This is a genomic window from Epilithonimonas bovis DSM 19482 (assembly GCF_900108115.1).
In the GTDB taxonomy this organism is placed as follows: domain Bacteria; phylum Bacteroidota; class Bacteroidia; order Flavobacteriales; family Weeksellaceae; genus Epilithonimonas; species Epilithonimonas bovis.
In genome coordinates this window covers 51418-64947 of sequence record NZ_FTPU01000001.1, presented here as the reverse complement: position 1 = coordinate 64947, position 13530 = coordinate 51418, and the positions used below count along the sequence as shown (strand labels likewise).

Annotated in this window: 12 protein-coding genes; 5 read left to right on the top strand and 7 right to left on the bottom strand. The window is 40.0% G+C overall.

Annotated elements, in window-relative coordinates:
• Positions 1–9 precede the first annotated feature (9 nt).
• The 3 genes from B0B05_RS00290 to B0B05_RS00280 all read right to left on the bottom strand — a co-directional run bounded on the left by B0B05_RS00290 (position 10) and on the right by B0B05_RS00280 (position 4362).
• Positions 10–387 (bottom strand): MauE/DoxX family redox-associated membrane protein, encoded by a 378-nt coding sequence (locus B0B05_RS00290; protein ID WP_076781344.1) that lies wholly within the window; start codon positions 385–387, stop codon positions 10–12.
• A gap of 139 nt (positions 388–526) precedes the next feature.
• The gene (gene lon, locus B0B05_RS00285) at positions 527–2929 is read right to left on the bottom strand and encodes an endopeptidase La (RefSeq protein ID WP_076781342.1); all 2403 of its coding nucleotides are present in this window, start codon (positions 2927–2929) and stop codon (positions 527–529) included.
• A gap of 212 nt (positions 2930–3141) precedes the next feature.
• Entirely contained in the window at positions 3142–4362 is a 1221-nt protein-coding gene (locus tag B0B05_RS00280) for an aminotransferase class V-fold PLP-dependent enzyme (protein WP_076781340.1), read from the bottom strand.
• 349 nt (positions 4363–4711) lie between these two features.
• On the opposite strand from B0B05_RS00280, the gene B0B05_RS00275 reads away from it, so the two are divergent.
• Entirely contained in the window at positions 4712–5308 is a 597-nt protein-coding gene (locus tag B0B05_RS00275) for a superoxide dismutase (protein ID WP_076781339.1), read from the top strand.
• 66 nt (positions 5309–5374) lie between these two features.
• Here B0B05_RS00275 and B0B05_RS00270 read toward each other — a convergent pair whose 3' ends face one another.
• The 4 genes from B0B05_RS00270 to mutL are packed head-to-tail and all read right to left on the bottom strand — an operon-like array spanning position 5375 to position 9248.
• Entirely contained in the window at positions 5375–5725 is a 351-nt protein-coding gene (locus B0B05_RS00270) for a hypothetical protein (protein WP_076781337.1), read from the bottom strand.
• Positions 5726–5744: 19 nt separating this feature from the next.
• Positions 5745–6725, bottom strand: coding sequence for an endonuclease/exonuclease/phosphatase family protein (locus B0B05_RS00265; protein WP_076781336.1), 981 nt, complete (start codon positions 6723–6725; stop codon positions 5745–5747).
• Positions 6726–7475: a rhomboid family intramembrane serine protease gene (locus B0B05_RS00260; protein WP_076781334.1), complete on the bottom strand. Its 750-nt coding sequence runs from the start codon at positions 7473–7475 to the stop codon at positions 6726–6728. It abuts the gene before it with no gap.
• 3 nt (positions 7476–7478) lie between these two features.
• Positions 7479–9248, bottom strand: a complete 1770-nt coding sequence (gene mutL, locus B0B05_RS00255; protein ID WP_076781331.1) for a DNA mismatch repair endonuclease MutL — start codon at positions 9246–9248, stop codon at positions 7479–7481.
• A 276-nt stretch (positions 9249–9524) separates the two neighbouring features.
• On the opposite strand from mutL, the gene B0B05_RS00250 reads away from it, so the two are divergent.
• From B0B05_RS00250 to B0B05_RS00235, 4 genes are all read left to right on the top strand, one after another.
• Positions 9525–10619 carry an acyltransferase family protein gene (locus tag B0B05_RS00250; protein ID WP_076781330.1) on the top strand — a complete coding sequence of 365 codons (1095 nt, stop codon included), beginning with the start codon at positions 9525–9527 and terminating at the stop codon, positions 10617–10619.
• 34 nt (positions 10620–10653) lie between these two features.
• Entirely contained in the window at positions 10654–11235 is a 582-nt protein-coding gene (gene miaE / locus B0B05_RS00245) for a MiaE family protein (protein WP_076781328.1), read from the top strand.
• 95 nt (positions 11236–11330) lie between these two features.
• The gene (locus B0B05_RS00240) at positions 11331–11945 is read left to right on the top strand and encodes a DUF502 domain-containing protein (RefSeq protein WP_076781327.1); all 615 of its coding nucleotides are present in this window, start codon (positions 11331–11333) and stop codon (positions 11943–11945) included.
• Positions 11946–12138: 193 nt separating this feature from the next.
• Positions 12139–13515 (top strand): tryptophanase TnaA, encoded by a 1377-nt coding sequence (locus B0B05_RS00235; protein WP_076781325.1) that lies wholly within the window; start codon positions 12139–12141, stop codon positions 13513–13515.
• The last annotated feature ends 15 nt before the right edge of the window (positions 13516–13530 follow it).

The following is a 13530-nucleotide window of genomic DNA, read 5'->3' as shown; positions in this document are numbered from 1 at the left end:
TTCCTTTTTTTAACTGATCAAAGTTTTATATTTTCCACGGTTGTCATAGAGTATCCACAAGTTGATAAGGGCGAGAACAGTTACGATGATCATCCCTTCTGTGGTAGGAAATTTAGTGAAATTATGAATGACAATACCCACCAAAACAGGAAGTATGACAATAGCTCCCAACGCCCTTGTTTTTGGAGCGATAAACAGTAAACCACCTACGATTTCTACCGTACCAACCAATGGCATCAGCCAGCTGATTTCTGCAAAAGCGGCAAACAGTTTTTTCTGTTCCTCGGTTGGTGTAGGCATTGGCATATAATGCAGAAATTTGTCCAGACCGGCATTGATAAACATCAGGCCAAAGAGAAGGCAGAGGATAAACTTAACGTATTTCATAATTATAAAATTTGTGATGATTATTCGAAATTAATTAAAATTTTGATTCAAAAACCAAATATTTTTAATTTTATGACATAAAAAAATCCGTTGCTTTACAAATATAAAACAACGGATTCTGGTAAAATTGATTTGGAATCTATTTTAGTGCAATATCAACCACTTCACTCATATTGGTCACGTAGTTGACTTTTAGGTTTTTCAGATAATCTTTTTTGATTTCTTCCACATCTTTTCTGTTGGCCTCACAAAGGATGACTTCTTTGATGCCTGCTCTTGTAGCTGCCAACAGTTTTTCTTTAATACCGCCAACAGGCAATACTTTGCCGCGCAGTGTGATTTCGCCGGTCATTGCCAAATGGGGTTTCACTTTTTTGTTTTTGTAGCTGGACACCATTGATGTCAGCATTGCAATCCCGGCAGACGGGCCATCTTTTGGTGTGGCGCCTTCAGGAACGTGGACGTGGATATTTTTTTTCTCTATATCTTCCTCAGATATGCCCAGATCTTCGTGGTGCGCTTTGATAAATTCTAATGCAATAGTAGCGGATTCCTTCATTACATTTCCGAGATTCCCGGTCATTGTCAGTATTCCTTTACCTTTGGATAAAATACTTTCTATAAACAAAATGTCACCGCCAACGCTTGTCCAGGCCAATCCGGTTACAACGCCGGGTACATCAGTTATTTCTGCTAATGTTTTTGGCCTTGGCACGCCCAGGATCTCATCCACTTTCTCAACAGAAATTTTTGGATCATAGTCATTCTCCATAGCCAGCTGCAGTGCTACCCAACGGGCAATGGCCGCTATCCTTTTTTCCAGCGTTCTTACGCCGCTTTCCGAAGTGTGGGCTTCAATAATATGTTTCAGTTCAGGATTTCCCAGTTTTAAGGATTTTGCATCCAAACCATTTTCCTGAAGCTGTTTTTTGATTAAGTGTCTTCTAGCAATTTCAATTTTTTCTTCCAACGTATAGCCTGCAATGCTGATGATCTCCATTCTGTCCAACAAAGGCCTTTGGATAGTAGAAAGTGAGTTGGCAGTTGCAATAAACATTACTTTGGAAAGATCATAACCCATTTCCAAGAAATTATCATAGAAATTGCTATTTTGTTCAGGGTCAAGAACTTCCAACAAAGCGGAACTCGGGTCGCCGTGCGCGCCTTGCCCGATTTTATCAATCTCATCAAGGACGATCACAGGATTGGATGTCCCAGATTTTTTGATGGACTGAATAATCCTGCCGGCCATCGCACCAATGTAAGTTTTCCGGTGTCCGCGGATTTCGCTCTCATCGTGCAAACCGCCAAGGGAAACTCGAACATATTTTCTTCCTAAAGAATCTGCAATCGATTTTCCAAGCGAGGTTTTTCCAACTCCCGGAGGACCAACCAAACAAAGAATTGGCGACTTCATATCGTTCTTTAATTTAAGGACAGCAATATGTTCCAGGATTCTTTTTTTGATTTCTTCCAGTCCGAAATGTTCTTTATCAAGAAGTTTTTCCGCTTTTTTGAGATCAAAATGATCTTTGGAATATTTTTCCCAAGGCAAATCGGTAAAGAAATCCAGATAATTTCTTTGGACGTTATAATCCGGGGAATTTGGATGCTGGCGTTGCAGCCTTTGCAGTTCTTTTTGGAAGTGATTTTCTACGTCAGAGTTCCATTTTATTTTTTCAGCTTTTAGGCGGAATTCATCAGCGTCAGATTCAGCGCCACCACCCAATTCTTCCTGAATGGTTTTGATCTGTTGATTCAGAAAATATTCGCGTTGCTGTTTGTCAAGATCTTTGCTTGTTTTCTGATGGATCTGGTTTTTCAGTTCCAAATGGCGGAAGTCGTCGTGCATCAATTCATACAATGCTTTTGCACGTCCGGTTAACGATTTCTCGTCCAGCAGCCTTTGTTTCTTGTCTGATGAAAAGTTGCCGTTGGCAGAAACAAAATTCAGGAGATCTTCCTGCCCGTCAATATTTTTAATAGCAAACTGAGCCGCATTGGGGATGTTGGGATCAATATTAATAATCTTTTCCGCCAGATCTTTGATATTATCCATCAGTGCAGAAAACTCTTCTTTATCCTTAGGCTGAGCATCTTTTAGCCTGATAATTTCGGCAATAAAATAAGGCTCCTGAGAAACCATTTTTTTGAGTTTAAATCTTTGGAACCCTCTTGTAATGGCTGTGATATTACCTTCAGGGAGTTTGATAATTTTGATGATCTTAGCCAAAGTTCCGACAGCATAAAGGTCTTTCTCTGTTGGATTTTCCTCGTTTGGGTTTTTCTGGCTGATGATCCCGATGAATTTATTTTCCTTTTGTGCTTCTTCCAGCAGTGTTTTGGACTTTTCTCTTCCAGCTGTTATGGGAATAATCACTTTTGGGAACATAACCATATTTCTCACCGGAAGGATCGGGAAAAGGTTTTGAGATTCATCGCTTTCCTTAGTATCGAAGTCAGAAAAATTAATCTCTTCGGCAAGCATTCCTATGCCCTCGTCAAGTATCTCTTCAAAATTGATATTTTCAAATTCTGTCATAATATAGTTGATGACATATTGTCATTAATCTTAATGGATATAAAGATTGATTCTCTACATTTCTTAGAAAATCAATCTGGTTCTATGTTGGATTATAATTTCACAAGCGCTATGCCACAGGAAAAAACCTAGCAATTTGGCAGTTTTTAATTAAAAAACCCTTTCAGAGTTTGAAACTCTGAAAGGGTTTTTAAGTTTTATTTGAATTGATTTTACACCAACATTCTTTGTGCCTTTTTTACACCTTCTGCAAGAATATCGATCTCTTCTAAGGTGTTGTAAACCGCAAAGCTCGCACGGACAGTTCCCGCAATATTGAAGAAATCCATAATCGGTTGTGTACAGTGATGTCCGGTTCTTACGGCAATCCCCATTTTGTCGAGAATCATGCCAGTGTCAGACGCTATTCCTACTCCGTTCAGATTAAAAGAGACGACGCCGGTCCTGTTGGCTTTTTCACCATAAATATAAAGGCCTTCGATTTCCAAAAGTTTTTTCTGTGCGTAATTCAGAAGTTCGTTTTCGTGGATCTGAAGATTATCGTGACCGATCTTTTCTATAAAATCAACGGCTGCACCCAGAGCAATATTACCGCCAACATTAGGCGTCCCAGCTTCGAATTTGAAAGGTAAACCTGCATAAGTTGTCCCATCAAAACTACACTTGTCGATCATTTCGCCGCCACCGTGGAAGGGGTGAAGGTTTTCCAAAACAGATTCTTTCCCATATAGAATCCCTGTTCCCATTGGTGCGTACATCTTGTGCCCTGAGAATACAAAAAAGTCGCAGTCCATTTTCTGAACATCGATTTTGAAATGCGGTGCCGATTGCGCGCCGTCAATCAAAACATAAGCATTGGAAAGTTTTCTGGTTTTGGCAATAATTTCTTCGATTGGATTAACGATTCCCAAAGCGTTGGATACCTGATTAACCGCAACCATTTTGGTTTTTTCTCCCAACCAGAAATCTAAGACGTCGGTTTGAAGAATGCCGTTTTCGTCCATAGGAATTACCCTTAGTTTGGCGCCGGTTCTCTCGCAAAGCATTTGCCAAGGGACGATGTTGGAATGGTGTTCCAGATAAGAAATAATGATCTCGTCATCCTTTTTGATCTGATTCGTCAAAGCATAAGCCACAAGATTGATACTTTCGGTTGTTCCTTTGGTGAAAATGATTTCGTAATCGTGTTTGGCGTTGATGAACTTTTGGATTTTCTGTCTCGCCAGTTCCATTTCTTCAGTGGCCAGTTGGCTCAGCGTATGAATCCCACGATGCACATTGGCATTGATGGTTTCGTAATATTTTTCCCAGGTTTTAATGACAGACAATGGTTTTTGCGAAGTCGCTGCATTGTCCAGATAAACCAAAGGTTTTCCGTTGACCTGTTGATTTAGAATAGGGAATTGCGATCTTATGTTGTTGATATCAAACATTTTGGATGTAGATATTAGATGTTATAATTTACTTGTTCGAATTGAGTCCAATGCTAAAGCGTTGAATTACAGCAGCCCGACTTGAGCGGAAATCCTTTTTTGCTTGTACTTCAAGTTTTATTTGGACTGAAAACTTCGTGCAAAAAAGATTGGGAGCAGAAGGCGGATAAGCTGCCCAAATAATTAAAATGCTAGTAATAATTATTTAGAATGGGTCAAAGTTACGTCAAAAATTATTAAAAATATCGATGTTAAATATTTATAAAAAAATGAGGATTTTTGTCTGATGGAATAATAATTGAGTATTTTTGGACAATTCATTTATTATTAACAAATAAATAGTAAAACTATGGCATTCGAATTACCAAAACTAAATTATGCATACGATGCGTTGGAACCAACGATTGATGCAAAAACAATGGAAATCCACTATACAAAACACCATCAGGCGTATGTGGATAATCTAAACAAAGCAATTGAAGGAACAGATCTTGAGGGAAAATCTCTTGTAGATCTACAAAAAATAGGAACTGATAAACCAGCTGTAAGGAATAATGGCGGCGGACACTACAACCATTCGCTTTTCTGGGAACTTTTGACACCGGGAGGAAGCAAAGAACCGGTAGGCAACGTAAAAGCCGAAATTGAGAAATTGGGTGGTTTTGAAAAATTCAAAGAAGATTTTTCTAACGCAGCCAAAACAAGATTTGGTTCCGGATGGGCTTGGCTTGTAAAAAATGCTGACGGATCTGTGGTTGTTTCTTCCACACCAAACCAGGATAATCCACTGATGCCTGTTGCGGATGTTCAGGGAACTCCGATATTAGGTATTGATGTTTGGGAACACGCTTATTACCTAAAATATCAGAACAGAAGACCAGATTATGTTGCCGCTTTTTTTGATGTAATCAACTGGGATAAAGTGGAAGAATTCTACAATAAATAATCCGGCTAAAAAACATTATAGATAAACCGTCAAAACCATCAGGGTTTCCTGATGGTTTTTTATGTTTTAGTTGGTCGATTCTGGAGATGTGGGAGATTCCGTTTTTTCCGGTTTGCTTTCTTTTTTCTCCTCTTTGGTTTTTTGGGCTTCTTTTTCTGCTTTTCCTTTATCCAATTTTTCCTGTGCCGCTTTCGCAATCGCTGCAAGGCTGTCCTTTTCTCTCTTGATGGCAACGGCATTAATTTTCGACATCACACTTTCCGAAGTGGCGCCGGGACCGAAAGAATCTATGACTGTTGTATCGTAAGTTATACTGGGTGCAGCCTCCAGATTGTCGGGATTATTTTGTGCCGTACTTTTTTGGGAACAGGACAGTGCTGTGGACGCAATGATTAATGTACAGATTATAAGCTTCATAGCTGCAAAAATCGTAAAATTATTTGATATTAAACGTAGCGATGACCGGAAAATGGTCTGATATCCTGACCGTTCTGTCTACTTTATAACTAATCGGAGTTATAGATTCTGATGCAAATACGTGGTCTATCTTTAGAGGGAATTTAAAATCGTGGAAACTTGTCCCACTGCCTTTCCCGGCTTTGAGAAACACATCTTGTAAACCTTCGGAAATTTTGTAATATTCGTAAGAATTGGGAACCGCATTGAAGTCGCCGCCCACAATCACAGGATAAGGCGAAGCATTGATAAAATTCTTGATCTGATTGATCTCGGTCTCATGTTTTTTGAATGTTGGGATCAGCATATGAAGTACTTTTCTGGCTTTTTCTTCATTCCTGTTCATATCGCTTGTTGGCCTTACCATTTTCTTTTCCAGAAAAAAAGGTTCCATATAAATGTTGACAAACCGGATGGTTTTTCCATTAATTTTGATATCAGCAAAAATAGATAAGCCGTTATTAACATCTGTTTTTATCAGGCCGGTTTCGGAGATTGGATATTTAGAAAAAATCTTGATGTAGGCATAATTTTTCCCGGAATATCCAAATCCTTCCGGTTTTTCATCACTGTTAAATTCCTGAAGGAAAACAATATCGGCATTCTGTTTATTAATATAATTATAGATCGCGTCATCGCCTAACGCACCGAATTTGCCGTTCAGGGACAGGAGTTTGAGATTGGGTTTTTCTTTTTTTTCTGAAGTATAATTGATCCACCGCCTTGTGGGAGTAATGAAACACAACGACAGCAACAGGAAAATAACAGACCTCTTTCTCCATGTGATGATCCAGAAAATCAGCAATAATACATTAGCAATAATTAATATTGGAAATGCTAAAGAAAGCAAATTCAGAAAACCAAAAACCCGCGGCGGAATGTAAGCATTCAGAATTGTTCCAAACAAGATGGAAATAACCAGCAAATGCAATGCTGTTAAAAGAAAACGTATAATTACCATCTATTGTATCCTGTCTCTGTTTTTCTTCCAGCTCAGGATGTAAAGGAAACCAATCAACGCGCCTCCCAAATGTGCAAAATGGGCAATGTTATCTCCATCGCTTTGCCTGAATCCCAAAAATAGCGAAACTACAATGATTATAGGCGTCAGATATTTGGCCTTGATAGGAAAAGGGATAAACAGGAACATCAGCTTAGCATCCGGGAAAAGTGTTGAAAATGCAGCAATTACCCCAAATATAGCACCAGATGCACCAACCATTGGCGTGGTTAGCATGCCAAATAATTTTTTGGCTTGGTCAATCACTTCGGGGTTGTTGGAGTTAATAGGCCGCTCTCCGCTGTAAGAAAAATCAGCGTATTTATAAATCTCATGGATGTCAAAACCTTGAGATGTCAAGAAGTTGGTAATCTGGCTGACTTCGTAATAATTCCACAAATTGTAAAGGGCAAAGCCGCCCAGACCTGAAGCAAAATATAGGATCAGGAATTTTTTTTCGCCCAACACTTGCTCCAACACAGGCCCAAAGCTCCACAATGTCATCATATTAAAAGCAATGTGAAGAATGCTCCCATGCATAAACATGTGCGTTATAATCTGCCAGGAGTGGAAGTTGGGAGACAACGGAAAATAGCCTGCAAGCAGTCCTGTGGCGTTAATATTGTAGTTTTCCAGCAAAAATGTTGCAATAAAAACCACTACATTCAGAATAATAATATTTTTGGTAACAGGTGTCAGTTGTGGAAACATAGTTTAAAATTTATTTTTAAAATCATCAAAGGGCACTTCCAGCCAGCATTTTTTCCCATTGACGGTATACTGCGGAAACCCAAGCTCTATAAAGTCTTTTACCAGTTGCTCGACTTCGGTTTTATAAATAAAATCGAACTTGGACTTGGTTTTTAGTTTTACCCATTGGTATTCAAAATATTTGTAGAAGTCTTCTTCAGTCCTGTACTCCAGGATTTCAAAGATTTTTTCGAGGAATTTGATAACCTGAGATTCTTTTAAAGCTTCGGGAACGGCTTCTATTCTCAGCACATTTTCCTGAGCCAAGGTCATTTCAAACCCAAAATCGGGCAAATATTTTTTGATGGACTTGTATTTGTTTTTTTCAATCTCATTCAGATGATATTCCAAAGAAAATAAAAGGCTTTGACCTGCTTTTTTGGTCGGAAGGTTTTCCTGATGAGAAGACATCAGGACGCGGTGCATCCGCCCAAGATCCAGCATATAAGTTTGCCCGTCTTTGTTGAGCAGCCAATAGCCGTTGGGCAACCGAAAAAGGTCTTCATCCAGGTCATCATCTTCAAAAAGATTAATCTTGGATGGTGCTGCAGAAGCGGTAACATCATACAGTTCGGCAAGGTTTATTTTTTCCTCGTTTGATATTTTTTCTGAAACAAACGGATTAAAATCCCGGTCAACATTAATCGCAGAAGGCATTGGTGCACCACTGTTGGCTTTGCTTGGCGTGGATGAGAAAAAAGCTTCCATCTTTGGGTCTCTTTCAAAATCCAGGCTTGGCGCAATATTATAGATCCCCAGAGAACGCTTGATGGTGGAACGCATCAGGGCAAATATCAAAGCCTCATCCTCAAACTTGACTTCGGTTTTTTGAGGGTGGATATTCACATCTATTTTCTCGGGATCCAGTTGCAGATAAAGAAAAAAAGAAGGGATATAGCCTGGTTGTAACAAACCTTCAAACGCTTCCTGTACCGCTTTGCTGAGATAAGGGCTTTTAAAATATCGCCCGTTGACAAAGAAAAACTGCTCACCTCTTACTTTTTTGGCACCTTCCGGCTTCGCGACATAACCATGCAGGTCTACCCAACCAAGATCTTCCTTGATAGGGATCAAAATCGGCTGCAGTTTCCTGCCGAAAACATCTACAATACGCTGCATCTGTCCGCCTTTTCTCAGGCGGAAAACAGGCTCGTCATTATGAAACATCTCAAACTCAATCGTCTCATGAGCGAGTGCAACACGCTGGAATTCATCAATGATATGACGGAATTCTACATTGTCATTTTTCAGGAATTTGCGCCTTGCCGGAACGTTGTAAAATAAATTCTTGACAGAAAAATTAGAACCTTCTACCGTCTGTACCGGTTCCTGAAACTGGAACTGTCCGCCCTCGATATAAATATTAGTCCCAACCGGCGCATCTTTCTGCTTGGTTTTCAGCTCAACCTGCGCAACAGCTGCAATAGAAGCAAGTGCTTCTCCACGGAAACCTTTGGTGGCAATCTTGAAAATATCTTCTGTCGATCGGATCTTGGAAGTGGCATGGCGTTCAAAAGCCAGCCTTGCATCGGTGTCGGACATGCCAATTCCGTTGTCAACCACCTGAATCAGGTTTTTACCCGCGTCGCGGATAATCAGCTGGATTTTATCCGCGCCAGCATCCACGGCATTCTCCAATAATTCCTTAACAATAGAAGCCGGGCGTTGCACCACTTCTCCTGCAGCAATCTGATTAGCAACGTGATCCGGTAAAAGCTGAATAATATCTGACATATTTGCTATTGAACTTCCAAAAATAAGGATAAGTATCGAGCGATAAAAGTTAAATAATTGTATTTTTTGAACATAATACTCACAAAGGGGCTTATTATAGCGGGCTTTAAAGTCTTTCAATAAAAGCAAGGCAACATTCTTTGCTAAGTAAAACTGTCTTGAGAAGTTTTAACAAATTGGAGTAAATAATTGTTGGCAATACCGCTAATGTTTTCGCGGACGGTAAAAGTTGGGAAATTTGTGATAATTTTGAGTCCTGTAAATAATTCATAATTGATGAAAAGAGATCTCTATATTGATTTTGCCAAAGGGTTTGCTACCATTTCCATCATCTTCATTCACACGGCTTTCTGGAGTGGTCAGTTTTACCTGCCGACAGAAGTGCGCGTATTTTCCTTGGTTTTTGATGTGGCGCTGTTTTATGCTTTGAGCGGAATCACGTCCGGGAATAATGTTGAGAAAACTCTTTACAGATTGCTGAAGCTGCAGATCACCTATATGATTTTTGTGACATTCCTGTTCTTTCTGGATTATTTTTTCAAGGTTTTTGGACTGACGGTTTTTTCTTTTGAATGGCTGAAGGATTTCTATTCTACCTTTGGGAGCAAATATGTTCCGGCAAGCATTTCGGCAGAACCACAATGGCAGGTTTTGGGGAATTGGTATCTGCACGAATATTCTAATTGTGATACTTTTCCTGTGGTAATGGGCAGCTTCTGGTATCTGAAAGTTTATTATATCCTGACTGTTTTAGGCGTTTTAATATTAAGGTTTTTTCCGAGACATATCAACTGGTTTATCGGGATTTGCGCGGCTTTAACTTTGATCTTCAATATATTTCCGCAATATTATCCTAGCGGACAGGTTGGTTATGTCGCTTTTTATATGGCTGTTTTTCTGATTGCTCACAAAATGCGCGGAAAACAGATCCCGGCCAAAATGATCCCTGTGCTTTACGGATTGGTTGCCGCAGCTTTGGTTTGGATGTTTTGGTATTACGGGGGTGAGATTTTTTACAAACTCAACAAGCAGAAGTTCCCTCCAAAAATCCCTTACATTATTTGGACTTTATTCTCTCTGGTAACATTATTTGTGTTTTATAACCGGTTGAAAATCAATAAGCCTAATTTTTTCACAAAGGTTGGTCAGGATGCGATCTTCTTTTATTTCGCACAGGGGATGAGCTCGTCTCTGATGTATTTTATCGTGGTTCCGCTAAAAGATTTTATGAGCTGGTGGTGGCTGGTTTTGATTATCTATCCAGTCAATATTTTGTTGGCGGTTATTATTGCAAAGGGGCTTAAAAAAATAGATGATCTGGGCTGGAAAATTTTACAGTATTTGAGAGAAAAAACTGCATCTAATAATTGATTATTATTCTTAATTTTACAAAAAAATCAAAATAATGTTTCGTCTCAAACTTCCTACAGATCCACGATGGGCCAATATTGCAGAAGATAACCTGGAAGAGATTCTTACAGACCACGCCTGGTGCGAGCAAAAAGCAGCAACCAACGCCATTGGGCTTATTACAATGGTTCCGGAGCATACCGAGATGGTTACCGAACTTCTGGCTATTGCGCAGGAAGAGCTGGATCATTTTAATCAGGTTCACGAGATTATCAAAAAGAGAGGCGGCATCCTTGGGAGAACCCGCAAAGACGATTATGTGAACGATCTGGTGAAATTTATTGTAAAAGGCGGCGACCGCAAAGATCTTTTGGTAGATAAAATGCTTTTCGCAGCCATGATAGAAGCCAGAAGCTGCGAACGCTTCAAAGTTCTGACGGAAAATATCAAAGACGCGGAACTGAAAAAATTCTATAACGACCTTATGATTTCCGAAGCCAATCATTACACCACATTCATCGGGTTTGCAAGACAGATCGGCGATCCCGAAAAAGTTAACCAGCGCTGGGAAGAATGGCTGGCTTACGAGGCAGAGGTCATGCAATCTTACGGTAACAAAGAAACCATCCACGGATAAACAAACGCTAATACTACGCTGACTGGGCATCATTAACACTTTATGAGTAAATGAACGTTGTCAGTTTGCGAGGACAAGGAGACTATTAAATTAAAATGAACAGAAGCTTTAACGATTACCTTCGGCTTTTTCTGCGGTCCTTTATCCAGGGGCTCATCATCATTGGCCCATTTGCGATTACTGTATGGATTATCTGGTACATCGTTTTCAGTATAGACAATCTGGTGCCGTCGGTTTCGGGTAAATTTCCGGGGCTCATATTTTTCATTGTTATCTTTGGGACCGCCTTTATCGGGTTTATGGGAAACAAATTCATCATCGGTCGGTTGATTGTTGATGGTGTTGATTATGTTTTGGAACATATCCCTGGGATTAAGTTCATTTATACTTCACTCAAGGACGTTCTCGGCTCTTTTGTGGGAGATAAAAAAAAATTCAATGTGCCGGTTTGGGTTAAAACCAATGAAAATCCTGAGATCTGGAGAATCGGATTTTTGACACAGTCTGATATGTCTGCCGTCAATCTAGATCAGATGGTTGCTGTTTATCTGCCACATTCTTACGCCGTGTCCGGCTGGGTGATTGTTACCCAATTCAATAATATTAAAGAAGTTAACGGGATGAGCTCTGCCGAGGCTATGAAGTTTGCGGTGAGCGGTGGCGTTGCCGGATTCCATTCAGACGAAAGTGTTTTCAAGGCACCGGAGTAGTTTTTTGATTATTAATTGCCGATTATTAATTATCATTTTTTGGGCAGCTTTTCCGCCTTCCGTTCCCGCTTTTTTCTTTTTTTGTCAAAAAAGAAAAAGAGCTCCACTCAAGTCGGGCTGCGGTTTTGTCCCAGGATAGAAGTTATAATCATTTTCCACGAAATTAATTATTCTTTCTTAACTATTCATTATTATGAAATTACCTTACGCAGAACCATTTAGAATCAAAATGGTCGAAGAAATATACCAATCCACACAAGAACAACGCGAAGAATGGCTGAAAAAAGCCGATTATAACCTATTCAATCTCAGAAGTTCCCACGTTTACATCGATCTCTTAACAGATAGCGGAACCGGAGCGATGAGCGACAAACAATGGGGCGCACTGATGATTGGTGACGAGAGTTATGCCGGATCACGCTCTTTCGAAGCTTTACAACAAACCGTTGAAACAATTACGGGGTTTCCATATTTATTGCCAACGCATCAAGGTCGGGCGGCAGAAAATGTTCTGTTCTCGGTCATGGTAAAAGAAGGCGATGTTGTACCGGGAAACTCCCACTTTGATACAACAAAAGGACATATCGAAATCCGAAAAGCACACGCCATCGACTGTACTATTGATGAGGCTTTTGATATCAACAATCTTCATCCCTTCAAAGGGAATATCGATCTGCAAAAGCTGGAAGAGGTTTACAGATCTCATCCGAAAGAGCAAATCCCTTTTTGTCTGATTACGATTACCTGCAACTCTTCCGGAGGACAGCCCGTATCTTTGGAGAATATCAAAGCCGTTAAAGCATTGTCTGACAAATTTGGGATTCCTGTTCTGTTCGACTCGGCAAGATTTGCAGAAAATGCTTATTTCATCAAGAAAAGAGAGGAAGGACAGCAGCATAAAAGTATTAAAGAAATCTGTAAAGAACTATTCTCTTACGGAGACGGAATGACAATGAGCTCCAAAAAAGACGGCTTGGTCAACATCGGCGGCTTTATCGCTTTGAAGAATAAAGAGATTTTTGAAAAAGCCTCTAATTTCACCATTATTTATGAGGGTTTCATCACTTACGGAGGAATGGCAGGGAGAGATATGTCTGCTTTGGCGGCCGGTCTGGACGAAGCCACCGAATTTCCTTATCTGGAAAGTAGGATTTCCCAAGTGGAATATCTGGGAAACAAATTGATGGAAGCCGGAATCCCGGTTCAAAAGCCGATTGGCGGGCACGCTGTTTTCATTGATGCGCTTAGTTTTTTACCAAATATCAAAAGAGAGGAATTCCCTGCGCAGACTTTGGCCATAGAGCTCTACAAAGAAGCAGGCATCCGTGGGGTAGAAATAGGGACTTTGCTCGCAGACCGGGATACGGAAACACGAGAAAACCGCTATCCAAAACTTGAATTGCTGAGACTGGCGATACCAAGACGGACTTACACCAATAACCATATGGATTATGTTGCCGCAGCGGTCATTAATGTTTTTGAAAGGCGAGATGACATTACGAAGGGATATAAAATCAAACACGAGCCTGATATCTTAAGGCATTTTACAGTCCAATTGGATAAAATATAATTAACAAAAAAAGAG

Coding starts and splice junctions, on each gene's coding strand:
- B0B05_RS00265 (WP_076781336.1), bottom strand. CDS start 6,725: ATGGTAATTATACGTTTTCTTTTAACAGCATTGCATTTGCTGGTTATT.
- B0B05_RS00290 (WP_076781344.1), bottom strand. CDS start 387: ATGAAATACGTTAAGTTTATCCTCTGCCTTCTCTTTGGCCTGATGTTT.
- B0B05_RS00275 (WP_076781339.1), top strand. CDS start 4,712: ATGGCATTCGAATTACCAAAACTAAATTATGCATACGATGCGTTGGAA.
- miaE (WP_076781328.1), top strand. CDS start 10,654: ATGTTTCGTCTCAAACTTCCTACAGATCCACGATGGGCCAATATTGCA.
- lon (WP_076781342.1), bottom strand. CDS start 2,929: ATGACAGAATTTGAAAATATCAATTTTGAAGAGATACTTGACGAGGGC.
- B0B05_RS00260 (WP_076781334.1), bottom strand. CDS start 7,475: ATGTTTCCACAACTGACACCTGTTACCAAAAATATTATTATTCTGAAT.
- B0B05_RS00280 (WP_076781340.1), bottom strand. CDS start 4,362: ATGTTTGATATCAACAACATAAGATCGCAATTCCCTATTCTAAATCAA.
- mutL (WP_076781331.1), bottom strand. CDS start 9,248: ATGTCAGATATTATTCAGCTTTTACCGGATCACGTTGCTAATCAGATT.
- B0B05_RS00250 (WP_076781330.1), top strand. CDS start 9,525: ATGAAAAGAGATCTCTATATTGATTTTGCCAAAGGGTTTGCTACCATT.
- B0B05_RS00235 (WP_076781325.1), top strand. CDS start 12,139: ATGAAATTACCTTACGCAGAACCATTTAGAATCAAAATGGTCGAAGAA.
- B0B05_RS00240 (WP_076781327.1), top strand. CDS start 11,331: ATGAACAGAAGCTTTAACGATTACCTTCGGCTTTTTCTGCGGTCCTTT.
- B0B05_RS00270 (WP_076781337.1), bottom strand. CDS start 5,725: ATGAAGCTTATAATCTGTACATTAATCATTGCGTCCACAGCACTGTCC.